General features: G+C 72.4%; 22 protein-coding genes. 14 read left to right on the forward strand and 8 right to left on the reverse strand.

From position 1 onward, the window contains the following. Positions 1–20 precede the first annotated feature (20 nt). Positions 21–428 (reverse strand): OsmC family protein, encoded by a 408-nt coding sequence (locus IO29_RS00780; RefSeq protein ID WP_030378195.1) that lies wholly within the window; start codon positions 426–428, stop codon positions 21–23. Positions 429–611: 183 nt separating this feature from the next. Next, positions 612–3,353: a helix-turn-helix transcriptional regulator gene (locus IO29_RS00785; RefSeq protein WP_030378196.1), complete on the reverse strand. Its 2,742-nt coding sequence runs from the start codon at positions 3,351–3,353 to the stop codon at positions 612–614. A gap of 96 nt (positions 3,354–3,449) precedes the next feature. On the opposite strand from IO29_RS00785, the gene IO29_RS00790 reads away from it, so the two are divergent. From IO29_RS00790 to IO29_RS00800, 3 genes are all read left to right on the forward strand, one after another. Next, positions 3,450–3,677, forward strand: a complete 228-nt coding sequence (locus tag IO29_RS00790) for a hypothetical protein (RefSeq protein ID WP_051707088.1) — start codon at positions 3,450–3,452, stop codon at positions 3,675–3,677. Positions 3,678–3,783: 106 nt separating this feature from the next. Then, positions 3,784–5,250 (forward strand): aldehyde dehydrogenase family protein, encoded by a 1,467-nt coding sequence (locus tag IO29_RS00795; RefSeq protein ID WP_030378198.1) that lies wholly within the window; start codon positions 3,784–3,786, stop codon positions 5,248–5,250. Positions 5,251–5,414: 164 nt separating this feature from the next. Next, complete coding sequence (locus IO29_RS00800; RefSeq protein ID WP_030378199.1) at positions 5,415–6,245, forward strand: helix-turn-helix transcriptional regulator; 831 nt, start codon at positions 5,415–5,417, stop codon at positions 6,243–6,245. A 26-nt stretch (positions 6,246–6,271) separates the two neighbouring features. Here the strand turns inward: IO29_RS00800 and IO29_RS00805 are convergent, their stop codons facing one another. After that, positions 6,272–6,880 carry a malonic semialdehyde reductase gene (locus IO29_RS00805; RefSeq protein ID WP_030378200.1) on the reverse strand — a complete coding sequence of 203 codons (609 nt, stop codon included), beginning with the start codon at positions 6,878–6,880 and terminating at the stop codon, positions 6,272–6,274. Positions 6,881–6,992: 112 nt separating this feature from the next. Here IO29_RS00805 and IO29_RS00810 point away from each other — a divergent pair, with 112 nt between their 5' ends. The 8 genes from IO29_RS00810 to IO29_RS00845 all read left to right on the forward strand — a co-directional run bounded on the left by IO29_RS00810 (position 6,993) and on the right by IO29_RS00845 (position 15,923). Further along, positions 6,993–7,394, forward strand: a complete 402-nt coding sequence (locus IO29_RS00810) for a winged helix-turn-helix transcriptional regulator (protein ID WP_030378201.1) — start codon at positions 6,993–6,995, stop codon at positions 7,392–7,394. Positions 7,395–7,604: 210 nt separating this feature from the next. Then, positions 7,605–10,418, forward strand: coding sequence for a helix-turn-helix transcriptional regulator (locus IO29_RS00815; RefSeq protein WP_030378202.1), 2,814 nt, complete (start codon positions 7,605–7,607; stop codon positions 10,416–10,418). Between the two features lie 132 nt (positions 10,419–10,550). Next, a complete protein-coding gene (locus tag IO29_RS00820; RefSeq protein WP_030378203.1) occupies positions 10,551–11,291 on the forward strand; it encodes a sigma factor in 741 nt (246 codons plus the stop codon). Positions 11,292–11,472: 181 nt separating this feature from the next. Further along, positions 11,473–11,958 (forward strand): MarR family winged helix-turn-helix transcriptional regulator, encoded by a 486-nt coding sequence (locus tag IO29_RS00825; RefSeq protein WP_030378204.1) that lies wholly within the window; start codon positions 11,473–11,475, stop codon positions 11,956–11,958. 94 nt (positions 11,959–12,052) lie between these two features. Then, positions 12,053–12,403, forward strand: coding sequence for an ArsR/SmtB family transcription factor (locus IO29_RS00830; RefSeq protein ID WP_030378205.1), 351 nt, complete (start codon positions 12,053–12,055; stop codon positions 12,401–12,403). Between the two features lie 251 nt (positions 12,404–12,654). Continuing rightward, complete coding sequence (locus tag IO29_RS00835) at positions 12,655–13,422, forward strand: SDR family NAD(P)-dependent oxidoreductase (protein ID WP_030378206.1); 768 nt, start codon at positions 12,655–12,657, stop codon at positions 13,420–13,422. A 246-nt stretch (positions 13,423–13,668) separates the two neighbouring features. After that, complete coding sequence (locus IO29_RS00840; protein ID WP_030378207.1) at positions 13,669–14,145, forward strand: VOC family protein; 477 nt, start codon at positions 13,669–13,671, stop codon at positions 14,143–14,145. Between the two features lie 359 nt (positions 14,146–14,504). Beyond that, positions 14,505–15,923 carry a sugar porter family MFS transporter gene (locus tag IO29_RS00845; RefSeq protein ID WP_030378208.1) on the forward strand — a complete coding sequence of 473 codons (1,419 nt, stop codon included), beginning with the start codon at positions 14,505–14,507 and terminating at the stop codon, positions 15,921–15,923. 318 nt (positions 15,924–16,241) lie between these two features. Here the strand turns inward: IO29_RS00845 and IO29_RS00850 are convergent, their stop codons facing one another. Further along, entirely contained in the window at positions 16,242–17,696 is a 1,455-nt protein-coding gene (locus tag IO29_RS00850) for a glyceraldehyde-3-phosphate dehydrogenase (RefSeq protein ID WP_030378209.1), read from the reverse strand. 280 nt (positions 17,697–17,976) lie between these two features. Between IO29_RS00850 and IO29_RS00855 the strand changes: the two genes are divergently transcribed. The 3 genes from IO29_RS00855 to pgm all read left to right on the forward strand — a co-directional run bounded on the left by IO29_RS00855 (position 17,977) and on the right by pgm (position 21,086). Then, on the forward strand, positions 17,977–18,702 hold the full coding sequence (locus IO29_RS00855; RefSeq protein WP_030378210.1) for an FAD binding domain-containing protein: 726 nt from the start codon (positions 17,977–17,979) through the stop codon (positions 18,700–18,702). Between the two features lie 108 nt (positions 18,703–18,810). Then, the gene (locus tag IO29_RS00860) at positions 18,811–19,251 is read left to right on the forward strand and encodes a hypothetical protein (protein ID WP_051707090.1); all 441 of its coding nucleotides are present in this window, start codon (positions 18,811–18,813) and stop codon (positions 19,249–19,251) included. A 194-nt stretch (positions 19,252–19,445) separates the two neighbouring features. Next, positions 19,446–21,086 carry a phosphoglucomutase (alpha-D-glucose-1,6-bisphosphate-dependent) gene (gene pgm, locus IO29_RS00865; protein WP_030378212.1) on the forward strand — a complete coding sequence of 547 codons (1,641 nt, stop codon included), beginning with the start codon at positions 19,446–19,448 and terminating at the stop codon, positions 21,084–21,086. Between the two features lie 46 nt (positions 21,087–21,132). Here pgm and IO29_RS00870 read toward each other — a convergent pair whose 3' ends face one another. The 4 genes from IO29_RS00870 to IO29_RS00880 all read right to left on the reverse strand — a co-directional run bounded on the left by IO29_RS00870 (position 21,133) and on the right by IO29_RS00880 (position 24,335). Then, positions 21,133–22,383: a cytochrome P450 gene (locus IO29_RS00870; protein ID WP_030378213.1), complete on the reverse strand. Its 1,251-nt coding sequence runs from the start codon at positions 22,381–22,383 to the stop codon at positions 21,133–21,135. Positions 22,384–22,509: 126 nt separating this feature from the next. Continuing rightward, positions 22,510–23,646, reverse strand: coding sequence for a hypothetical protein (locus tag IO29_RS00875; protein WP_234316374.1), 1,137 nt, complete (start codon positions 23,644–23,646; stop codon positions 22,510–22,512). Positions 23,647–23,748: 102 nt separating this feature from the next. Next, on the reverse strand, positions 23,749–23,919 hold the full coding sequence (locus tag IO29_RS38780) for a hypothetical protein (RefSeq protein WP_199806844.1): 171 nt from the start codon (positions 23,917–23,919) through the stop codon (positions 23,749–23,751). Positions 23,920–23,978: 59 nt separating this feature from the next. Beyond that, complete coding sequence (locus IO29_RS00880) at positions 23,979–24,335, reverse strand: PRC-barrel domain-containing protein (protein ID WP_030378215.1); 357 nt, start codon at positions 24,333–24,335, stop codon at positions 23,979–23,981. Between the last annotated feature and the right edge of the window lie 231 nt (positions 24,336–24,566).

Genomic DNA, 24,566 nt, shown 5'->3' on the forward strand with positions numbered 1-24,566 from the left:
CCCGCCCGGCGAGGACCGGCTCAGACGTGCGACGCCTCCGGTTCCGCCAGCAGCGCGGGCACCGTGACGATCTTCGACTCCCGGCTCAGCAGGCGGTGGACCGGACAGCGCCCGGCCGCCGCCAGCAACTGCTCCCGCTGCTCCGGTTCCAGGTCGCCGGTCAGCCCGACGTTCTTGACGATGTGCCCCTGCTTCCCGAACCGCACGGCCACGTCGATCCGCTCCAGTGGCCAGTCGTGCCGGTCCGCCAGAGCCCGCACGGCCATGGAGGTACAGGACCCCAGCGCGGCCAGCAGCAGCTCGCCCGGAGTGGGGCCCTCGTCGGCGCCGATGGGCTCGGGCTCGTCGGCGGTCAGGTGGTGCCTGCCGATCGAGACGGAACGGGTGAGCCGTCCGCCTTCGGCGACGGTCACGAGGCGCGTGGTCATGGGTCTTCCTCTCGGCCTGGGTAAGGGGACCGGGGCAGCGTCGACAGGTCCCTCTTCCGCAGTGACCGAGCGGCGCGGGCGTGTGTGACACCTCGGCCGGCGAGGGGGTGTCACAGACGGGGCGCGTGTCCCGTCACCAGCGCGTCCGTCCGGGCGGCCCGACAGCCGGTCGGGCGGCGCCGCTCACAGGACCGTGCTCAGGAGGCGCCGGGAGGTGATGCCCAACTTGGCGTACACCTTCCGCAGATGCCATTCCACGGTGTGCGGGCTCAGGAACAACTGGGCGCCGATCTCGGAGTTGGTGAGCCCCTCCCGGGCCAGGCGCGCGATCTGGCTCTCCTGAGGGGTGAGCGCCGCCACGGCGGCAGCGTCACGGCGGGCCACCGTCTCGCCGGTGGCCCGCAGTTCGCGGACGGCGCGCTCGGCGAACGCCTGCGCGCCGAACCGGGTGAACAGTCCGTGGGCCGTCCGCAACTGCGCACGGGCGTCGGCGCGGCGGCCCTCCCGCCGCAGCCACTCCCCGTACAGCAGACGCGCCCGGGCCGTCTCCATGGCGGCCCGGGTGCGACCGAGCCGCTCGATCGACTCCCGGTACAGCTCGTCGGCCGCCGTTCCGTCACTGAGCAGGGCGCGGCAGCGCGTCTGTACGCCCAGTGCCCAGTCCGTGGCGGCGGCGTCCGTGTCCCGGGTCAGCCGGGCCAAAGCCGCCTCGGCCATGTCGAGCCGGCCGCTGCGCGCCCCGGCCTCCACCAGCTCCACCAGCCCCCAGCCGGCCGCGACCAGGTCCTGCGGATGCGCGCTCGCCCGACGGGCGGCTTCCAGCGCCTCCTCGTACCTGCCCAGGCCGTTGAGGAGCACGGCCTCTGCCCGGCACGCGACGGCCACCCCGATGCCCTCACCGCGGCCGAGGGCGTCCTCCGCGTCGGCCTTGATCAACGGTGCGGCTTCGCTCGCGTGGCCCTGCCAGGCGGCGAGCGTCATCGCGCCGTACGGCGAGAAGCCGCTGCCGATCGCCTCCTGGACCCGGCCGGTCTCGGCGATGAGCAGCGCCGCCGCTTCCAGTTCACCGGCGGTCGTGTGGACGACCACCCGTGAATTGAGCGCGAGCGGCAACTCGGTCAGCGCCCCGACGGCACGGGCGGTGCGCACGTGGCGGGTGACCAGTTCCGTCCAGGCCTCGTGGTCCCACATGTCGGCCGCCAGTGCCGAAGCCACCCACGACCAGCGCAGTACCTCGTCGGGCTCGGTCTCCCGGCGGAACGCGCGCACCGCGTCGCGCGCGACGGTGACCGCGTCGCGATACCCGTCGAGGAAACGGGTGGTGAGTGCGTCCAGCAGCAGATCGGCGTTGCGCGGCGGTCCCGTGCGGGACGGGGCCGTCCCGCGCGCGGCCGCCGCCACCTCGCGTACACGCGCTTCGGACGCGAGGCGCCCGGCGAACATGGCGGCCGACAAGGCGTCCAGGAAGGTCTCGCGGGCCAGACCCACATCGAGCGGGACCAGGCGTCGCGCGGTGGCCGACAGCCTGGGGAGCGCTTCGTCCACGCGGCTGGAGGTGAGGGAGATCCGGGCCTCGACGAGATCCGCGCGGGCCCGGCCGAGTTCGTCGAGCGTGCCGGCCCGTGCCAGCTCCAGCAGGTCGCGCGCCGCGGCGGGCGCGCCGGCGCGCAGCTTCGCCTGAGCCGCGGCGAGGGCACGCGTCGCCTTGCGCCGCCGGTGCGGCGTCAGTACGGCAGCGTGGGCGAGGAACGCGGCCGCCGCGGCGGTGCCGCCCCGTGCCCGCGCCCGTCCGGCGGACGACTCCAGCTCCGCGGCGACGGCCTCGTCCGGCCGGACCGTGGCCCGCGCGAGGTGCCAGGCACGACGGTCGGGGTCGAGGTCGGGGTCCGTCGCTTCGGCCAGCACCCGGTGCACCTCCCGCAGCTCCGCGAGCCCGGCCGACCGGTAGATCGCGGAGCGCAGCAGCGGATGCCGGAAACGCACCAGCGTGCCGACGTCGAGCAGCCCCGCCGTCACCGCCGGCTCCACCGCGTCCGGGTCGACGCCCAGTCGCTCGACGGCGCTCCGGAGCAGCGACACGTCACCGACCGGCTCGGCGGCGGCCGCCAGCAGCAGGCGCTGCGTCGGCTCCGGGAGCGAGCGGACTCGCGCGAGATAGCTCCGCTCGATTCGGCCGGTCACCCTTCCGGGACCGTGCGGAGCGGTCCCGTCGACCGCTTCCGCGTCGACGCGGCCGTGGGGGAGTTCCAGCAGCGCCAGGGGGTTGCCGCGCGCCTCGGCCAGGACGCGGTCGCGGATCCGCTCGTCCATCGGGCCTTCGGCGTTCGCGTCCAGCAGTGCACGGGCGTCGGCGTCGTCCAGCCCGCGCAGCGTCAGCTCGGGCAGGCCGGCCAGGTCGTCGCGTCCCCGCTGCTCACGGGTGGCGAAGATCAGAGCCAGCGGTTCGGCGAGCATCCTTCGCGCCACGAACGCCAGCGTCTGCGCGGAGACCCGGTCGAGCCACTGGGCGTCGTCCACGAGGCAGAACAGCGGTCGCCGGGCGGCCACGTCGGTCAGCAGCCCGAGCACGGCCAGACCGACCAGGAACCTGTCCGGAGGCGGCCCCGCGCTCACCCCGAACGCCGTGGCCAGCGCTTCCGCCTGCGGGGGCGGCAGGGAACCGGCGTGGCCGAGGAAGGGCGCGCACAACTGGTGCAGTCCCGCGAACGGAAGCTCCATCTCCGACTCGGCACCCGCTCCCCGGGCGACCCGGTGCGCGGTGACGCGTGCCGCCAGGTGATCCAGGAGGGCGGACTTCCCGATGCCGGCGTCGCCGCGCAGCACCAGCACCGCGCTGCGACCTGCCTCCACCTCCGAGACCAGCCCGTCCAGCACTTCGTACTCACGGCGCCGGCCACGCAGCCGCTCCGGACCGTCCCCGCTCACGCAGCGCCCCACACGCGGCGAGCATAACAACACGGCGGGCGGCCGGAGCCGGGTCGGCTTACGCGGCCGTCTCCGTGACGTTGTCACAGAACGGAGATGCACGTGGTGGACGGCGCCGGCGACGTCTCCCGAGCGGTGCGTGCCGCCCTGGCGCGCGCCACCAGTGTCCAGGAGAGGCGGGCGCGGGGCGGCGGGTCCTTCACGGGGGAGGACCTGGAAGTCCGCGGGATCACGCTGGACGTCCTCGGGCACACGTGCCTCGACGCCCCCGGACACACGCGCCCGGACGGCCCCGGCGACCGGTCGGCCACGCCCTCATGGTGAGGGCCGGGAGCGGCGGGCGAAGCCTCGCGCCGCAGCCGGGACGTCCCACGGAAGTGCCACGCTCGCACGGTCCTGTGACCCGGATCATGGGCACGGGAGAGCATGGATGCCCCATGCCGCGCGATGTTCGCTGGGCGACATGAACGAAAACCCCAGGACTCCTTTCCCGACCCCTTCCCACTGGATCGACGGCCGTGCCGTCACCGGCTCCGGACCGTTGATCGACGTCGTGAACCCCGCCGACGAGTCGATCGTCGCCCACCTGCACGAGGCCACCGCCGACGAGGTGGACGCGGCAGTCGACGCCGCGGTCGCCGCCTTCCCCGGATGGGCCTCGAAGCCCCCGCGGCACCGGGCGGACGTCATGCGACGTCTGGCCGAGGGCGTGCAGAAGCGGAGCGAGGAACTGGCGGCCACCATCACCCTGGAGATGGGCGCCCCCATCGCCTTCTCCCGGCAGGCGCAGGTCGGATTCCCGGTCGCCTCCGTTCTGGCCGCGATCGCCGCGGCCGAGCGGTTCGAGTGGACGGAGACGGTCGAGAACTCGCTCGTCGTCCGCGAGCCCGTCGGAGTGGTGGGGGCCATCACCCCGTGGAACTTCCCGTTGCAGCAGTTGGTGACGAAGGTGGTCCCGGCGATGCTGGCGGGCAACAGCGTCGTCCTCAAGCCCTCGGAGATGTCTCCCCTCAGCGCCCGTATGTTCGCGGAGATCGCGACGGAGGCCGGGCTCCCGAACGGTGTGTTCAACGTGGTGCAGGGAACCGGCCCGGTGGTCGGTGAGGCCCTGTCCCGCCACCCGAAGATCGGCATGATCTCCTTCACCGGGTCCACCCGCGCCGGCAAGAGCGTCTCCAGCGCCGCTTCCGACACGGTGAAGCGGGTCGCACTCGAACTGGGCGGCAAGGCGGCCCACATCATCCTCCCCGAGGCCGACCTCGACTCCGCCGTCACCCGCGGACTCGCCTTCGCCTGGGCCAACGCCGGCCAGGCCTGCGGTGCCTACGTGCGCATGCTCGTGCCCGAGGACCTTCAGGCGACCGTGGTCGACAAGCTCCGGACCGCCGCCCAGGAGTACGTGGTCGGTGATCCCGCCGCCGAGGCCACGCGGATCGGACCACTCGCCTCGGAGACCCAGCGCCGACGCGTCGACGACTACATCCGGCGCGGCATCGCCGACGGCGCCACCCTCGTGACGGGCGGCCCCGGCCGTCCGGAGGGTTTCGGGACCGGCGCCTACGTCAGGCCCACGATCTTCTCCGACGTCGCACCGGAGTCGGTCATCGCCCAGGAGGAGATCTTCGGCCCCGTCCTGGTCGTCATCCCCTACACCGACGACGATCACGCCGTCGAGATCGCCAACGGCACGGTCTACGGCCTCAACGCCGCGGTGACCGGAGACGAGGACCACGCCATGGCGATCGCCATGCGCCTGCGTGTCGGGCAGGTCGACGTCAATGGCGGCCCGCACAACTTCCAGGCACCGTTCGGCGGATACAAGCAGTCCGGCAACGGCCGGGAGATGGGCCGTGCGGGCCTGGAGGAGTTCCTGGAGACCAAGGCGATCACACGCTGACGCACCCTGCCACCGTTTCCGAAGGGGAACACACTGTTCATCGGGAATGCGGCAACTCGGATGCGACGTTGAGTCGTTGACACGTGCTCGACATCTCGTTGATCCACTGAATCACGGCGGTGCGCCCGAACCGGGGCGGCACGGCCCCGTGCGAAAGGACGACCATGACGGACCGCGCGGCGCTGGCCGCGTTCCTGCGGGCGCGCCGCGAGGCCCTGCAACCCGAGGACGTCGGGTTGCCGCGCGGCCGCCGCAGACGAACCGGGGGACTGCGACGCGAGGAGGTCGCCACCCTGTGTGACATGTCGGTGGACTACTGCAGCCGGCTGGAGCAGCCGCGGGGCCCGCACCCCTCGGAGCAGATGCTCACCGCGATGGCCCGCGGCCTGCGCCTGTCACTGGAGGAACGCGATCTCCTGTTCCAGCTCGCCGGTCATGCCCTGCCGCGCCGTGCCCGACGCGGTGATCACGTCGCCCCCGGGATGATGCGCATCCTGGACCGGCTGGAGGACACTCCCGCCCAGGTGATGAACCACCTGGGCGAGACGCTGAGCCAGACCCGCCCCGCGGTGGCCCTGCTGGGCGACCAGACGGCCTACACAGGACTGGCCCGCAGTTCCCACTACCGCTGGTTCACGGACCCCGCCGCCCGCCTGGTCCACCCCGAGAGCGATCACGCCGAGCAGAGCCGTCTCATGGTGGCCGACCTCCACAGCGCCTACTCCCGCGACGGGGGCGACTCGGGTGCCGCCGCGCTCGTGGACGCGCTGAACAGGGAGAGTCCCGAGTTCGCCGGCCTGTGGCGGCAGCGACCCGTGCTGGGACCCTACTGCGCCTCCAAGCGCTTCGTGCACCCACAGTTCGGAACACTCGAACTGCACTGCCAGACACTGATCGACCCCGACCAGTCCCAGCGGCTCGTGGTCTACACCGCGACACCGGGGACGGAGAGCCACACCAACCTCCGACTGCTGTCCCTCCTGCCGGTCCTGTGAAGGTACGGCCCTCGCGGCTGCCGGGGTCAGGCCCAGTCGAGGGCGTGCTCGTGGGCCAGCCTCGGCAAGCGGTCGAACGCCGGAGGTCCGGCCGGGTGCCCGATGTTGACCACGAGGATGGAGTGCCAGTCGCTGTCGGCGAAGAACTCCTTGTCGATCCCGGCCCGGTCGAAGCCGGCCATCGGACCCGCGGCCAGACCGAGGGCGCGCACGGCGAGGATGAAGTAACCGGCCTGAAGCGGTCCGTTGAACGACGTGATGGCCTCGCGCCGGGCGGGCTCGCTCTCGAAGTACTCCTTCATCTCCGGACGGATGGGCAGGACGTGCGGGATGTGCTCGTGGAAGCGGTGGTCCGCGGCGAGAACCGCGACGACGGGCGCGGAAGCCGACTTCGGCCGGTTCCCCTCGTCGAGGTGCGGCAGCAGGCGCTCCTTGCCCTCGGCCGTACGGACGTACAGGACGCGCAGCGGCTGGGTGTTCGCCGCGGTCGGTGCCCAGCGGGTGAGCTCCCAGATGCTGGTGAGCGTCGCGTCGTCGACCGGGGTGTCGGCGAAGGAGTACGCGGTGCGGGCGTCGGTGAAGAGCGCGGCGCCGGCCTCTGCGGGGATGCGGGGGAGGGGTCCGGGGACGGACATGCGAAGTCTCCTGGCTCGTTGTGCTCGTACTAAGGAAGTAACTAGGAGAAAGCTGGTCGCTAGGAAAAACAGAGCGACCTTCGACAGAGTAGCACCCGGCTACCCTGGGGCCATGGAGAAGGCGAAGGGCACCCGATCGGCAGACGCGGACGGCACGGAGGCCGAGCGGCATCATCCGGCGGCTTGTGACGGCGCGCTGAGCAAAGCGTTCGGCTTTCTCGGCAAGCGATGGAACGGCGTCCTCCTGGCCACCTTGCAGCACGGCCCGCTGGGCTTCGCCGAGTTGCGGCGCGCTGTGGAGGGCATCAGCGACTCGGTCCTCTCGGAGCGGCTCTCCGAGTTGTCCGCCGCCGGTCTCGCGTACCGCGAGGTGGAGCCCGGACCGCCCGTCACGGTGCGCTACCGCCTCACCCCGGACGGGACGGCCCTGATGCCCATCCTCACCGAGCTGGCCGATTGGGCGTCCCGGCACCTCCCGGACACGCCGACTTCGCGGCGCGGCGGCCGCGGTTAGACGTCGCCGCCGTGGTGACACGGCGGGGGGGAGGGGAACGACAGCGTCGCGAGCTTCCTTGTGACAGCATTCGCCCCCTCTCTCACGTGGATTGAGTCACAAGGTGTGGGCACAAGGTGTGGTGTCTGCTCCGGGTATCGTGAAAGGGATCGTTCCGACATTCGTTGTGGGAGCTCGCCGTCCCCCGGAGCCACCTGAGGAGCCACGCGCATGATCGCCAGCCCGCTTCCGGACCTGGTCGGTCGGCGGCATGAGTGCGCGGCACTCGACGACCTGCTGGTCGGCCTGGGTGAGGGAGAGTCCCGGGTGCTGGTGGTCCGCGGCGAGGCGGGCATCGGGAAGACGGTGCTCCTGGAGTATCTGGCCGCGCGGGCGTCCCGGACGAAGGTGACCCGGGCGCAGGGCATCGAGGCGGACATGGAGCTGCCCTACGCGAGCCTGCACCAACTGTGCGCGCCGTTCCTCGACGAGCTGGACGGCCTGCCGGAACCCCAACGTGAGGCCCTGCGCGTGGCGTTCGGCATGGCGGCCGGGGATCCGCCCGACCGCTTCCTGGTCGGCCTCGCCGTGCTCACGCTGCTCACCCGGGCCTCGGAGACGCGGCCGGTGCTCGTCCTGGTCGACGACGCGCAATGGCTGGACCAAGTCTCCCTTCAGACACTGGAGTTCGTGGCCAGACGGCTGCTCGCCGAGGCGGTCGCGATGGTGTTCGCGGTACGCGACCCCGAAGGACAGCACGCCCTGACCGGTCTGCCGGCCCTCCACATCGGCGGCCTCGATGCCTCCGCCGCGGGGAACCTCCTGGAACAGGCCGTCGGAGGACGGCTGGAGAAGCGGGTCCGGGACCGGTTCGTGGCCGAGATGCACGGCAACCCCCTCGCCCTGCTGGAGTTCTCCCGAGGCCGCAGCGCCGCCGAACTGGCCTACGGCCTGGACTCGTCCGGCCACCCGATGGCCCAGGGCCCGGTCGCGACCCGCATCGAGCGGGACTTCGCCCACCGGCTCGGGTCGCTGCCGGAGGCGACGCGGACGCTGCTGCTGATCGCCGCGGCGGAACCGGTCGGTGACGCCCGCCTGTTGGCCCGCACGGCCGCCACGCTCGAGCTCACCCCCTTCGCCGCTCCGGCCAAGGTGGCCGGACTGATCGAGTTCGGCGAGTCCGTCCGGTTCCGGCATCCGCTGGTCCGTTCGGCGGTCTACCACCAGGCGGCACCCGAGGCGCGCCGAGCGGCACACCGGGCCCTGGCCGTCGCCACGGACCCGGTCCTGGACCCCGACCGGCGCGCCTGGCATGCCGCCCAGGCCGCGGACGGACCGGACGAGGAGGTCGCCGCCGGGCTGGAACGCGCGGCCGACCGCGCCCGGCAGCGCGGGGGCATCGCGGCCGAGGCGGTACTGCTGGAACGCGCGGCCGAGGTGACACCGGACCGCCGGCAACGAGGGCGCCGCGCCCTGGCGGCGGCGGAGGCGCACTTCTCCGCCGCGGCGCCCGACCGGGCCACGGAGCTCGCGACGGTGGCCGAACTGTGTCCCCTCAGCACCCTGGACCGCGCTCGCCTGGCGCGGCTGCGGGCCCGGATCCTCTTCGCCCGCAGCCGCAGCGACGAGGCCGCGCCCCTGTTCCTCGACGCGGCGGCGCAGTTCACCGCCGCCGGCTCGCCGCTGGCGCGGGAGACGTACCTGGAGGCGATCAGCGCCACCATCTTCGCGGGCCGTGTCCACGGCCCCACCGGGGCGCGCGCCGCCGCGATCGCCGCACGCGCGTCGGGCGCGCCCCCCTCCGGCTCCGAGGCCGCCGACCTCCTTCTGGACGGTGTGGCCGCGCTCCTCACCGACGGGTACGAGACCGGTGTGCCCGCGCTGCGCGGCGCCCTGGAACTGCTGGCCACCGAAGAACTGCGCACACGCGAGTCGACCGTGCGCTGGCTCTTGCTCGCACCGGTCGCGCTGGAGGCGTTCATCCACTACGCCTGGGACCTGCACGCGTGGGACACGTTGTCCGGCCGCGCGGTGCGCCTGGCCCGCGACATCGGCGCCCTCGGCGCGCTGCCACCGGCCCTCGTCTACGCCGGTGGGGTGCACATCCACTACGGCGACTTCGCCGAGGCGGCCAGGATGATCGACGAGGCCGACGCCCTCGCCGCCGCGACCGGTCACGCGCCGCACAAGTACGCGACGCTGGTGCTGGCCGCGTGGCGGGGCGAGGCGGACGTCGCCTCCAGGATCATCGAGGAGGCCCGGCAGAGGGCCGACCAGCGGGGCGAGGTGTCCCTGCTGGGTGCCACGGGCTACATCCAGGGAGTGCTGTACAACGGCCTGGCCCGGTACGAGGAGGCACTGGAGGCCGCGCGCACCGGCATCGAGCACGACGGGTTCAACTTCGTCGGCCTGTCGCTGGTCGAGCACGTCGAGGCCGCCACGCGGTGCGGTGAGCCGGACCAGGCCAGGGCCTCACTGGACCGGCTGGTCGATCTCACCCGCGCGGCCGACTCCGGCTGGGCCCGCGGCGCCAGGGCCCGCAGTCAGGCCCTTCTCGCCGACGGCGACGAGGCCGACCGGCTGTACCGGGCGGCGATCGTGGAGTTCGGGCGCGGCGGCGTCACCGTGGAGGTGGCCCGTAGCCATCTGCTGTACGGCGAGTGGCTGCGCCGTACCCACCGCCGGTCGCTGGCCCGCGAGCACCTGCGTACGGCTCACGAGATGTTCGACGGGATGCGGGCGCATGCCTTCGCCGAACGAGCCCGCCGCGAGCTGCTCGCCACCGGGGAGCACGTCAGGGCGCGGGAGACCAGGGTGACCAGCGCCCTCACCCCCCAGGAGTCACAGGTCGCCGCACTCGCCGCCGACGGCATGACGAACGCGAAGATCGGCGCGGAGCTGTTCATCAGCCCGCACACCGTGGAGTGGCACCTGCGGAAGGTGTACACGAAGCTCGGGATCAACTCGCGTCGCGCGCTGCCGGGTGCCCTGGCGAGCACCCGGCCCGTGGACAGGAAAGACCAGGGCATCGTGCGTGTCGGCTGAGAGTCCGTAGCCCCCTGGCCCCCGGGCCCCACGGACTCGACCACGGACAACAAGGGCGCGATGAGGGGGGCCGCGGACCGAGGGTGGACCCATCGCCCCTGAAGGGGCGTCCGTTCACCAGAAGGAGTCCCGATGTCCGCGCCCACTCCGGAAACCACCACGCCGGCCGGCACCTCGGCCGCCCGGCCTGCCGAGGGCGACCTGGACACCGCCCTCGACGTCTTCCTGACCCAGCGGAGACGACTGTTCCGCCTCGCCCACCGGATCGTCGGCGATGCCTCGGGAGCCGAGGACGTGGTGCAGGAGGCGTGGGTGCGCTGGCAGCTCACCGACCGCGCGGACGTCAAGAACCCGGCCGCCTTCCTGACCACGACCACCACCCGCCTGGCGCTCAACGTCGTCCGGTCGGGACGGCGCCGGCACGAGACGCCGTCCGAACCGCGGTTCACCGACGACCTCGACGACCACGCCACCTCCGACGACCCCATACTGTGCGCCGAGCGGACCGTGGCCATCGAGTCGGCTCTGGCCCTGCTCATGGCCAGGCTGACGCCCGATCGGCTGGCCGCCTACGTGCTGCGCAAGGGGTTCGACTACACCTACGCGGAGCTGGCGAAGGTGCTGCGGACCAGCGCCCCGAACGCGCGCGTGGTGGTCCATCGCGCCCAGGCCCGTCTCGACAGCGAACGCGAGCGGCCGATTCCCACCGAGTCGCACCGTCGCCTCGTCAACGCGTTCAGGACCGCCGCCGACACCGGGGAACTCGAAGGGCTCCTGCGACTGCTCGTTCCCGAGGAGCGGGTGCGCCGCTTGACGCCGTCGTCCCGCAGACCGGCCGGTGCCGCACACTTCCCGGCCCGCCACGCCGCGTGACACAGGGCGGCTGTGCGGGGGAGACCGGCCGCACCTCGGCCAGGGGCACGAGCTGCCGCACCGGTTCTCGTCGGCGGCGCTCTGCTGTCACATCCACGGCCTCCGTCCTGTCTTTCCTGTGCCGGGACACCGCCCGGCTCCAAGCAGCCATACGCCGGGGACAGCAGGGAGGCCACTGCCCATGAACGACGACGCCACGTTGATCACACAGTGGAACAGGCTGACTCGGGTCCATCGTCGGATCGAAGCCCGTATGGAGCGGCACCTCCACCGGCACCTGGGCCTGGGCGTGAGCGAGTTCTACGCCCTGCGCACCCTGAGCGACGGCGTGCGGGCCGGCACGGGACTGCTGTACCTGAGCGACCTGGCCAACGGGACGGGGCTGAGCCAGTCCGCCACCAGCCGCCTGGTCTCGCGCCTTCAGGAAAGGGGCCTGATCACCACGCACACCGCGTCCGACGACCGCCGGAGCGTCGAGATCGAGCTCACCGCCGTCGCGCATGACGTGGTGCGGAGGGGGTCGCCCCTGCTCGGCCAGGCGGTCGAGGAAGTCGTGCGACAGCTCCACGTCGAGGAGACGGACCAGGATCTCCTCCGCTACCTGCGTGGAGGTGCGGGCGACGGCGTGAGCGCCCGTGTCCCGCGAGCCGACTCCGCCGCCCGATGACAGGCGGCAGTTCGCTTCCGGCCCGTGAGGGGAGACGTCCAGGTGCGCGCCCTCCTTGTTCGACAGGCGCCGAACGTTCGGTAGCATGGCCGGTATGCCCGACCCTCACGCGTCGCCCGTCGAGAGCGAGATCTCCCTGCCGCGCCTGCTCGGAGTGCTCAGTGATCCGACGCGGTTGGGAATCGTCCGGATCCTGTCCGACGGTGCCGAGCGAGGGTGGGGGCAGTTCAGCGCTCCCGTCGCCAAGTCCACGCTCAGCCATCACCTCAAGATGTTGCGTGAGGCGGGCGTGACGCAGACCCGTCAGGAAGGCACCCGGTGCTTCGTGAAGCTGCGGGGCGACGCCCTGGAGGCTCGTTTCCCCGGCTTCCTGCCGGCGCTGCTGTCCGCCGCCGTCGCCGACCACGTCGGAGACCACGTCACCGAGCGGGCCGAGCAGGCCTGACCTCGTAGACACTCCACGCCGCACGCGTAGCGCCGGACTCGGCCCTCGATTTGACGTGTGCATGATTACCGACTGGGCGGGACGGCCGCATCACGTCCGAGGGGACGGCCGCATCGCGCCTGAGCAACTCCCGCGTGCTCAAAGAGCTTTGACTCCTCTCACGGTCGCCGTCGGCGCCCCCGCATTTGACGCCCCTGTCGGTCCTGCCCATAGTGTTCTATGTACATCGAACATCGAACAAGGAGTTCCTGATGTCCTCGAACCACCCCCACCAGACGTTCGCCGGTCACGTCGTGATCGTCACCGGCGCGGGGACCGGCATCGGCCGAGCCACCGCTGTCGCCTTCGCCGAGGCGGGAGCGCGCGTGCTGGGAGTGGGCCGTCGCCAGGAGTTGTTGAAGGAGACCGCCGCGGCCCACACCGGCATCGACGTCCTGGCGATCGACATCCGCGGCGACGACGCGCCCGGCAAGGTGGTGGACGCCGCCGTGGAGCGGTGGGGACGCCTCGACCACCTGATCAACAACGCTGGTGCGACAGCGGTCATGCCACTGGCGGAGACCGAGAAGCAGACGATCGACGATCTGCTCGCGCTCAACGTCGTCGCGCCCAGTCTTCTGGCCCGTGCAGCCCTGCCGCACCTCCGCCGGACCTCGGGGTCGATCATCAACCTCTCCAGCACCTACGGGCACCGCCCGATGGCGGGGGGCGCGCACTACTCGGCCACCAAGGCCGCCATCGAGCAGATGACACGGAGCTGGGCCCTGGAACTGGCCGGCGAGGGCGTCCGTGTCAACTCGGTCGCCCCCGGCCCCACCCGCACCGACGTCATGCTGCACGCCGGTCTGACACCGGAGGCGGCCAACGACATGTACGCCTACGAGCGCGACCGCATTCCGACCCACCACATCGCGCACGCGGACGAGGTGGCTCACTGGATCCTCCGCATGGCGGACCCGGCCGGACGTCATGCGACCGGCCAGGTGATCACCGTCGATGGCGGCCTGGAACTCGTCTGACCTCGGACGCATCCGTGACAGAACATGGAAAACGGACTCGGCGCGGGCCCGGCGAGCGGTGCACGAACGACATGGTGCACATCGTTCCCGGCTCCCACGAGTGATCGTCGGTGTCACGGATCGACGCCCGGCCCGGTCACATGTCGCAGGTGCGGTGGTGCGATCACGGCACCCGCGTGGACACCGACGGGCCGGACTTCGGAGCCGACCCGTGACAGCTTGGTCTGACGAAGGGACGACGGGACGATGACACCACCAGGGAAGCTGCCCGCACCGCAACACGGCCTCCTGCTCACGCACTTCCTCACCGTGCGCGACGTCGCCGTCTCCCGGCGCTTCTACGCCGACGTCTTCGGCGGAGAGGTGGTGATGGCGGAGAACCCGGCGATGGTGAAGGTCGCCAACAGCTGGATCATCATGAACCCCGGCGGCGGGCCCACCCCCGACAAGCCGGGGGTCACGCTGGAGCCTCCCCTAAGCGGTGAGCGGGTGTCCAGCTTCCTCAACGTGCGGGTGGCCGACCTGGCCGCCTTCTACGCGCACGCGGTCGCTCAAGGAGCCGAATTCCTCACCGAGCCCGTCGATCGCGGTGCCGAGCTGCGCTGCTATCTGCGCGACCCCGACGGCTACCTCATCGAGGTGGGCCAGTCCACCGGTCTGCTGCTGGGCGTCCACGCGGAGGCTCCGCGTGCCGCGACCGATGGCGAAGGGGTACCTGAATGAGGGTCGTTGTGCGGGACGACAGCGGGCTCATCGGTGTGGAGACCGCGCTCCGGGTCAGGGATCACGGACACGAGGTCGAACTGCTCTCCGCACCCCAGGGTCTCGACTCCTAGCCGGTCCGGAGAAGACCGGCCCGGACACCTTCGTGCGTGCCGACCTCGCGGCGAACGCGGAGTACCACCGTGTGTTCACGGACGTCCACAGCCCTTTCTTCGGCAGGTGCTTCGGGCCCTCGGACCTTTCTTCCCGACGCGAACGCCGTCATCGCGCGGACGAGTCACCGGGAATGGTTCGCCGGCCGGCCCTCGCCCGGCATCAATTCCTGACGGACCACGACGCCGTCCTCTCCAGGAGTACACATGACCAGCACCTCCCACGCGCCCGGTTCAGGAATCGGGACGGCTCGTCCCGATCATCTCGGGCACGTCATCTTCATCGCGGCGGCGGCCGCGATGGGCGGTTTCCTGTTCGGTTACGACAGTTCCGTGATCAACGGTGCGGTCGAGGCGATCCGGGACCGCTACGGCGTCGGTTCCGCGGTGCTGGCGCAGGTCATCGCGATCGCGCTGATCGGCTGTGCCATCGGTGCCGCGACCGCGGGCCGCATCGCCGACCGCATCGGCCGTATCCGCTGCATGCGGATCGCGGCGGCTCTCTTCACAGTGAGTGCCGTCGGCTCGGCGCTGCCCTTCGCGCTGTGGGACCTCGCGATGTGGCGGGTCATCGGCGGCTTCGCCATCGGCATGGCCTCGGTGATCGGTCCCGCCTACATCGCCGAGGTGTCCCCGCCCGCCTACCGCGGCCGGCTCGGTTCCTTCCAGCAGGCGGCGATCGTCGTCGGTATCGCGGTGTCGCAACTGGTCAACTGGGGGCTGCTGAACGCCGCCGGCGGTGACCAGCGCGGTGAGCTGATGGGCCTGGAGGCCTGGCAGGTCATGCTCGGCGTCATGGTGATCCCGGCCGTCCTGTACGGTCTGCTGTCTTTCGCCATCCCCGAGTCCCCCCGCTTCCTGATCTCCGTCGGCAAGCGCGAGCGGGCCAGGAAGATCCTCGAAGAGGTCGAGGGCAAGGACGTGGACTTCGACGCCCGCGTCAGCGAGATCGAGCACGCCATGCACAGCGAGGAGAAGTCCTCCTTCAAGGACCTCCTGGGCGGCAGCTTCTTCTTCAGGCCCATCGTCTGGATCGGTGTCGGCCTGTCGGTCTTCCAGCAGTTCGTCGGCATCAACGTCGCGTTCTACTACTCCTCGACGCTGTGGCAGTCGGTCGGTGTCGACTCGACGGACTCCTTCTTCTACTCGTTCACCACGTCGATCATCAACATCATCGGCACCGTGATCGCGATGATCTTCGTGGACCGGGTCGGCCGCAAGCCGCTCGCCCTGATCGGCTCCGTCGGCATGGTGATCGGTCTGGCGCTGGAGGCCTGGGCCTTCTCCTTCGACCTGGTCGACGGCAAGCTCCCGGCCACCCAGGGCTGGGTCGCCCTGATCGCCGCGCACGTGTTCGTCCTCTTCTTCGCCCTGTCGTGGGGTGTGGTCGTCTGGGTCTTCCTCGGCGAGATGTTCCCCAACCGGATCCGCGCCGCCGCCCTGGGTGTCGCCGCCTCCGCGCAGTGGATCGCCAACTGGGCCATCACCGCGAGCTTCCCGTCGCTGGCCGACTGGAACCTCTCCGGCACCTACGTGATCTACACGGTCTTCGCCGCCCTCTCCATCCCCTTCGTGCTCACGTTCGTGCGGGAGACCAAGGGCAAGGCCCTGGAGGAAATGGGCTGACCTGGGCCGGCCGACAGGCCGGTGGCCGCGCCGCAGCGGCGCGGCCACCGGCCTGCCCGGCGCGTCACGTCGGTCCCGGTCTCCTCGGCGAAGGTCGTCCTGATGACGCCGGCGCGGCGTCTCCGTCACCGGGGTCCGTCCGGATCTCCCCGCACAGAGGGGCATCGGCGGACGCCTGTACGCCCACGGCCCAGGCCCCGCCGTAACGAGCCCCGACGTCCAGGCCGCGGCCACACCTGCACGGTGACGGTCGCCCTTCTCCTCAGGAGCCCTGAGGCGGCTCCGGCTGCTCCTGTGCGGCCGAGGTGCGCGGCCTCGTCACACCGCCGGCGCCGGGTACGTCGGGTACTCCACCCCCGACACGTACTGCACCACCCGCACCACCTGACACGAGTACCCGAACTCGTTGTCGTACCAGAGGTACAGGATCGCGTTGTCGCCCTCGACCTTCGTCGCGCCCGCGTCCACGATCGAGGCGTGCCGGGAGCCGACGAAGTCGCTGGACACCGCGTCCGGCGCGGTCGTGAAGTCGATCTGCCGCTTGAGCGGCGAGGTCAGCGACACCTCGCGCAGATGGTCGAGGACCTCCTCGCGACTGGTCTCCCGCCCGAGCTGGAGATTCAGGATCGCGATCGAGACATCGGGCACCGGCACCCGGATCGAGCTCCCGGTGATCCGCGCCTTCAGACCGGGCAGCGCCTTGGCGACCGCCGACGCCGCCCCCGTCTCGGTGAGCACCATGTTCAGCGGCGCCGACCGCCCCCGCCGCTCCGACTTGTGGTAATTGTCCAGCAGATTCTGGTCGTTGGTGAACGAGTGCACCGTCTCCACGTGCCCGCGCTCCACCCCGAACTCGTCGTCCATCGCCTTCAACGGCGGCACGATCGCGTTGGTCGTGCAGGACGCGCAGGACAGGATCCGCTCGTCCGGCTTGATGGTGTCGTGGTTGACGCCGTGCACGATGTTGGGGACGTCGCCCTTGCCCGGCGCGGTGAGCACGACCTTGTCGATGCCGGGCCGCAGATGCTGCGACAGCCCCTCGCGGTCACGCCACTTGCCGGTGTTGTCGATGAGCAGGGCGTCCTTGATGCCGTACGCCGTGTAGTCCACCGAGGCCGGGTCGTCGGCGTGGATGACCTTGATGACATTGCCGTTGGCGGTGATCGTGCCGTTCGCCTCGTCGACGGTGATCGTGCCCTGGAACTGGCCGTGCACGGAGTCGCGGCGCAGCAGCGAGGCCCGCTTGACGAGGTCCTCGCCCACCCCGCCGCCACCGCCGCGCACGACGATCGCGCGCAGCCGCAGCCCGTTGCCGGAGCCGGCCTTCTCGATGAGCAGTCGCGCGACCAGGCGCCCGATGCGGCCGAACCCGTAGAGCACCACGTCACGCGGCTCACGGCGCTCGATCCTGTTGCCGCCGGTGGCCCCGGCGACGGCCGCCGCGGTGAACTCCGCCACCGACAGGCCGCGGTCGTCCTCCTTGTACGTCGCCGCGAGCATGCCGAGGTCGATCTGGGACGGGCCGAGGTCGAGCGTGGTCAGCGCCTCGAGGAAAGGCAGCGTCTCGGTGACCGACAGCTCCGCGCCGGCGATCTGCCGGGCGAACCGGTGGGTCTTGAGGATGCTGACCACCGACTTGTTCACCAGGGAGCGGCTGTGGAGGAGGACGGTGACGTCCCGCTCCCGGTGCAGCTTCCCGATCATCGGGATCATCGACTCCGCGATCTCCTCGCGGTGCTTCCAGTGGGTGAACGAACCGTCGTTGTCAGTCACAGAACTATCTCTCGATCGAGCTAGCAGGCGCTCATATGCTAACCACACGGTTCGTTTGATCGATCAAGGGGGGCGCATCCGCCCGGGCCGGCCCTGGCGCGACCCGCCCGGACCCGGCTCGGCCGGCAGCGCGAAGCGCATGAGGGGCGCACGGATTCAGACAGTGAGACCTGGACGCGCCCCCGCGGGCGTCGGGAGAATGCGCGGTGTCGGCGATCACGTGGCCGGGGTGCCGGCGGTCCGCCCGCCCATCCCCTCGCAGGAAAGCAGGTCGGCTGCCGTGCTGTTGTCTCTGCCCACCACCGTGTCCGGAATACAGCAGGCCCTGGCCGAGGGCGCGGTGCCGATCGGCGGCGCGACCCTCGTCTGGGCCACCTGGCAGCGGGACGGCTTCCCCGAGCGCGCCGTGTCGCTGCGCAAGCTGCCGGAGGCCAACGTGGTCGGGCGCGAGGAGCTCGGCGCGGCCGTCCTGCTGCACCAGGTCGACGACCGGGTGCCCGAGGTGCTGCGCCGGGCGGCCGGCTCGGTGGGGACCGGTGCCGTGCGCCGGACCGCCACGGTCGGCGGCAACATCGTCGGCAGCACGCTGCGCTGTCTGCTGCCCGCCGCACTCGTCCTGGACGCCCGGGCGCGGGTGCTGGCGACTGACCGGCCCTACGAGACCGACCTCGCCGAACTCGTCGCCAAGCGGCCGCTGTTGCTCGGCCTGCGCTGGCGCGCCCCGCTCACCAGCGGCTACCGCAAACTGCCGGGCGACGCGGGCGGACCGCCGCCCTTCGTGGTCGCCGCCGCCGTGCACACGGACGGCGAGGACGGCGGCCGCCTCCTCCGCGTCGCCGTCCGCGACGGCTACGACGTGATCAGCGAGTCCGCCGACTGCGGCGCGGGCACGCAAGCCGTGCTCGACACCCTGTGGCGGACACCCCTCGGCGCCCTTCCCGCCACGGCCCGGGAAGCGGTACGCGCACAGGTCACCGAGACCCTCGCCGATCCGGCGCTCGGCTGAGGCGGTGTCAGGGAGCGGGGCCGGCGCGCCCCGCCCGTTCCGCCCGGGCGGCGAACCCCCTGCCACCCGGGGCTGTTTGGCGCCCGGGTGAGCGGCAAGGCGGAGTGCATGACTGCATCGAACTCCAAACCGAACCACACCACACAGGCGAAGTCCGGGGCGGCCGCGGCCACCCGCGCCAAGGCCCAGGGGACCGCCGAGAAGGCGACCGCCCCCGCCTCCGGGGCCGCGAAGGCCGCCGCGGGCAAGGCGTCCGACGCCGCGTCGGCCGCCCGGGCCGGGACCGAGCGCGCGGCCACCGCGACCGCGCAGGCCGCCCAGACGGCGGCCAAGGGCGTCGAGGCGGGCCGGCAGGCGGTCGTCGCCACGACCGGGCAGGTCGCGGCCACCGCGCGGACGGCCTGGACGGTCCTCGCCCAGCGCAAGGCCGTCGCCGCGGGCGTCGGCGCCGGGCTGACCGCGCTCACCGCCGCCTCGTACGCGGTGGGCCGCCGCTCGGCGCGCCACACCCACGGCCCCCTCACCCGGCTCACCGGCGGCCGCTTCTGAGGGGCCGCCCCCGGGGAGTGCCCGGCGCTTCGCGCCCTGCCCCGGTCCCTCCGTCCGGCCGTCGGCGGGCCCTGCCCGCCGACGCCCGGCCCCACCCGCGCCACGGCCGTCGTCCGCCGCGCACGTGCACATCACCCCGGCGGGGGAAGATGAGAGCGCGAGCGAACGCACGACCGACGCGGAGGAGTGGGCGCATGCTGCACGAACGAGCCGGCAAGCCGGCCGAACCCGAGGACCTGATCGACGTCGCCCGGCTGGTGACCGCGTACTACGCGCTGCACCCCGACCCGGCCGAGCCCGGGCAGCGCGTCGCCTTCGGCACGTCCGGACACCGGGGATCGGCCCTCGCGACGGCGTTCAACGAGGACCACATCGCCGCCACCAGCCAGGCCATCTGCGAGTACCGGACGGCGCAGGGCACCGACGGCCCGCTCTTCCTCGGCGCCGACACCCACGCCCTGTCCGAGCCCGCCCGGGTCACCGCGCTGGAGGTGTTCGCGGCCAACGACGTCACCGTGCTCATCGACAGCGCCGACGGCTACACCCCCACCCCGGCGGTCTCGCACGCCATCCTCACTCACAACCGGGGCCGCACCTCCCGCCTCGCCGACGGCGTGGTCGTCACCCCCAGCCACAATCCGCCCGCCGACGGCGGCTTCAAGTACAACCCGCCCAGCGGCGGCCCGGCCGGCTCGGACGCCACCTCCTGGATCCAGGACCGCGCCAACGAGATCATCGCCGCCGGGCTGAAGGACGTACGGCGGCTGCCCTACGCCCGCGCGCTCGCCGCCCCCGGCACCGGCCGCCACGACTTCCTCGGCGCCTACGTCGCCGACCTGCCGAGCGTCCTCGACCTCGACGCGATCCGCTCGGCCGGGGTCCGCATCGGCGCCGACCCGCTGGGCGGGGCCTCCGTCGCGTACTGGGGGCGCATCGCCGAGCAGCACCGGATCGACCTCACCGTGGTCAATCCGCTCGCCGACCCCACCTGGCGGTTCATGACGCTGGACTGGGACGGCAAGATCCGCATGGACTGCTCCTCGCCGCACGCCATGGCCTCCCTCATCGCGCAGCGCGACCGGTTCCGCATCGCCACGGGCAACGACGCCGACGCCGACCGGCACGGCATCGTCACCCCGGACGCCGGGCTGATGAACCCCAACCACTACCTCGCCACCGCGATCTCCTACCTCTACGCCCACCGCCCCGACTGGCCGGGCCACGCGGGCGTGGGCAAGACGCTGGTGTCCTCCAGCATGATCGACCGGGTCGCCGCCGACCTCGGCCGCCGGCTCGTCGAGGTGCCCGTCGGGTTCAAGTGGTTCGTCGACGGGCTGGCCGACGGCTCGCTCGGCTTCGGCGGCGAGGAGTCCGCCGGGGCCTCCTTCCTGCGCCGGGACGGCTCGGTGTGGACCACCGACAAGGACGGCATCCTGCTGGCGCTGCTCGCCTCCGAGATCACCGCCGTCACCGACCGCACGCCCTCCGAGCACTACGCCGCGCTCACCGCCCGCTTCGGCGAGCCCGCCTACGCCCGTATCGACGCGCCCGCCACCCGGGAGCAGAAGGCGCGGCTCGGCAAGCTGTCCCCGGCGCAGGTCGGCGCCGACACGCTCGCCGGGGAGCCGGTCACCGACGTCCTCACCGAGGCCCCGGGCAACGGCGCCGCGCTCGGCGGCATCAAGGTCGTCACCGACAACGCGTGGTTCGCGGCGCGGCCCTCGGGCACGGAGGACGTCTACAAGGTCTACGCGGAGTCCTTCCGCGGCCCCGACCACCTGCGGCAGGTCCAGGAGGAGGCCCAGTCGGTGGTCAACCAGGCGCTGGGCGACTGACGCACCACGGGCGCCGTGCGGCCTGCGCCGCCCGTCCGGCCGGGGGTCAGCCCCGGCCGGACCGGTGGGAGCCGGTGGGCAGCGCCACGGTCAGGTCCCGGATCTCGTAGCCGTCGATCGCGGGCCGGAGCACCACCCGCGGCCGGCCGGTCATCCGTACGCCCTCCAGGGCGAACAGGCGGCTGAGGAACACGTCCGTTTCCAGCAGGGCGATAGGGGCGCCGGGGCACCGGTGCGGTCCGTCCCCGAAGGAGAGTCCGGCACGGCCGGGGCCGGACGAGAACGTCCGGTCGGGGCACACCCGCAGTGGCTCGGCGCCCACCGCCGTCGGATCGGCGTTCGCCTCGTCCAGCAGTACCTCGACGCACTCCCCGGCGCGCACGGCGACCGGACCGCCGGACGCGGGCAGCTCCAGGTCCGCCGTGGCCCGGCGGCGCAGCGAGCCGACCACCGGCTCCAGCCGCAGCAGCTCCTGGAGGACGACGAGGCGCCCGCTCTCGTCCGCCGCCCGGTACCGGGCGCGCAGCGCGTCGTCCGTGAACAGGTGCCAGGCCGCGAGGCAGACGAACTCGCGCGTGGTGACCATGCCCGCCGCCGCGAACGTCAGGCACTCGCCGAGGATCTCCACGTCCGAGCAGCCCTCCGAGAGGAGGTGAGAAATCAGGTCGTCGTGCTTCCGGCGGCGGTGCGCGCGGATCGCGGGGCGCACGTCGGCGAGGTGGATGCGCAGCCAGCTGGTGTTCTGCCGGACCAGCCAGTACAGACCCCGCGCACTCGTCAGCCCCGGCTCGCCGAACTCCTCGGGGAAGAACCGCTCCAGCCGCCGCCGGATGCCCGGCCGGCCGTACCGCAGCCCGACGACCTCGCTCACCACGCCGATCGCCAGTTCGAAGGCGAGCTCCGGCAGCGCGGCCTCACCCGCCGTGCGCAGCACCGCCAGCTGCTCCTCGGCCAGGCGTTCCATCACCGGGCGGTAGTGCGTGTCCACCCGGCGGGGAGTGAAGTAGCGGGCGGTCTGCCGCCGGTGCTCGCGGTGTTCCGGGCCGTCCCGGTAGAGCACGGGACGGCGTACGCGCCGCGGCAGCTTCTCGACGGTCTCGACACCGAGCCCGGCCTGCACGGTGCCGGGGCCGCGCAGCAGGGCCCGGGCCGCGGCGTACTCGCGCACCGGCCACGTACCGTCGTCCGCCCGCCCGACCGGGCACGCCGCGGGGGACCGGCCCCGGTCCGCCTTGCGCGTGCCACCCTGTCCGTCGCCCCGTCCGCCGTCCTGTCCGTCGCCTTGTGCGTCGTCCACCGGAACACCCCCCGAGCGGGGCCCGGCCGGCCGCCGGCCCCGTAGGCCATGTGACTCACAGGATCGGGGACGGGCGGATGCGGCGGCCAGGTCTGTTTCCGGCCGCCGTCGGCGACGGAAACCGCCTCACGAGGCCGGGGCGGGCGCGGTGACCAGTGCGCCGAGGACGAGGGACGCGTCGCGCCGCCGCGTGGCGACGAGCACCCTCTCGTCGCCGTCCCGGCACTCGATGACGATGCCGTCGAACTTGTACACCCTCGACCAGCCGGCCGGATCGTCCGGCTGGAAGGACCGTACGCCCTGGACGACGAGCGACGGCGCGAGCGGCACGAGACCGTAGCGCCCGGACGGATCCGGGGTGGCGGCCGGGCGCCCGTCGCCCACCAGCACATATCCGAGGCCGGCCACGCCGGTCATGCCGTCGGCGACGTCTCCCCGGACGCTCGCCCGTACGCACTTCCGGTGCGCGGGGACGACCGGGACGATGTCCCGCACGTCCGCCGCCCGCCGCAACCGGCGCCGCGTCCACCACACGAACAGACCGCTCACGGCCGCCGCCGGGAGAACACCCACCGCCGTGATCAGCAGCGCGTGCGGGACGTCGCCGCCGGCGGCGCCCGCGAAGAACCCGACGGGGCACAGGACCGCCGCGGTCACCCAGGCCCCGACCGGCAGCCACGGCCAGGACCGGTTCCCCCGGGCGCGGTAGCGGGGGAGGACCCAGGCGGACCACAGGGTGACGAGGCCGAGGGGGAGCACCGCGAGACCGACGCCCAGGGGGATCTGCCAGTCGTCGACCGGGGAGAGGCGGGTGTCCTGGACGGCATCCCCGGACCGCACGGCCCGGATCGCGCCGTGCCAGGAGGTGAGCGTCACCGTGTCACCGGCGCGCACCGCGTCGTACACGGGAGTGTGCCCGTCCATGTGCAGGCGCCGCTCGCCGCCGGAGCCCGGTGAGGTGACCACGAGGTAGTAGTCGGGGGTCTTCTTGTCGTGCACCTCCACCTTCTCCTCGACGGTGGCCTCGACCGCCGCCCGGCAGTCGGCGGACCGTGCGCCGGCCGGGCAGGCGGGCGCGGAGAGGTAGGCGTCCTTGTCCGCGATCTTTCCGGGCACCAGTGCGAACATCGCGGCGGACAGCAGGAGCAGCAGCACACCGAAGCCGTACCGTGCCCACGTTCCCCCGTCACGTGGCGTGCCGCTCGCCGTCCCCGCCATCCCCGTCGCCCCCTCCGCGGCCCCCTTGGCCGATGGATGCATCATGCACCCGGGGGCGGCCCGCGCTTGTTGCCGAGGTCCGGCAGTCTTCACCGCCGCCGGTTGCCGGGAGGGGCCCCGCGGTGCGGGGGACCGGTGGCGACCGCCTCAGCGGGTCACGCGGCGCCCCGAGCGGCGTCCGAGGCGGAGCCCGCCCAGGAACAGGGCGCCGATGAACACGATGATGCCGATGATCAGCAGATAGATCAGACCCTTGACGAGTGCGCCGATGAGGCCGAGGGCCACGGCGACCAGGACGAGGAAGAGGAAGACGGCCATGGCCGTGCCTTTCTTGTTCGTGTCGGGGACGGAACCCGCGGGCCCGAGCCCGTGGGCGGTCAGCGCCGTGCCAGCCGGCGTTCCCCCGTCGCGCCGGGGCGGTGTTCGAGCTCGTAGTGGGCGAACACGGCGGGCTCGTCGGTGGCGAGCAGCTCACCGTCGGTGTCGATGCTGGGCGCGCCCTTGATCTGCCTCTTGTCCCAGGCCACCCGGATGTACTCCGGCCCCACCTGCGCCTTGGCCAGCGGTACGAAGGTCAGCCGGTGCCGGGTGGGCATCCCCACGCGCACGGTGGCGAAGGCGGGCTCGTCCGTGGTGGTGTCCACGTAGATCGCCTCCAGCGTGCCGAGCTTCTTGTCGGATGCGTCGAGGACGTCACGCCCTCGCCATTCGCGGATGTCGGTGACGGTGAACACGTCCACGCCTTCCTTTCTGCTGCCGGGATGCACCTGGGTGCACCGGAACGCACCGGGGGTGCACGGAGCGCACCGGGTGCACGGGTACCGCACGACGGCGAGTACCTCGCCACCCTCCGGTTATCCCCGATCCGCCGCCGGGACCCCGCCGGACACCCGCCCGAACCCTCCGGCACGGCCGGGCCCGACGGTGCCGCCAGTAAACGCGCGCCGGACGCACGACGCATCCCG

Origin of the sequence: Streptomyces sp. NRRL F-6676 (assembly GCF_000725625.1) — a bacterium.
GTDB lineage: Bacteria > Actinomycetota > Actinomycetes > Streptomycetales > Streptomycetaceae > Streptomyces.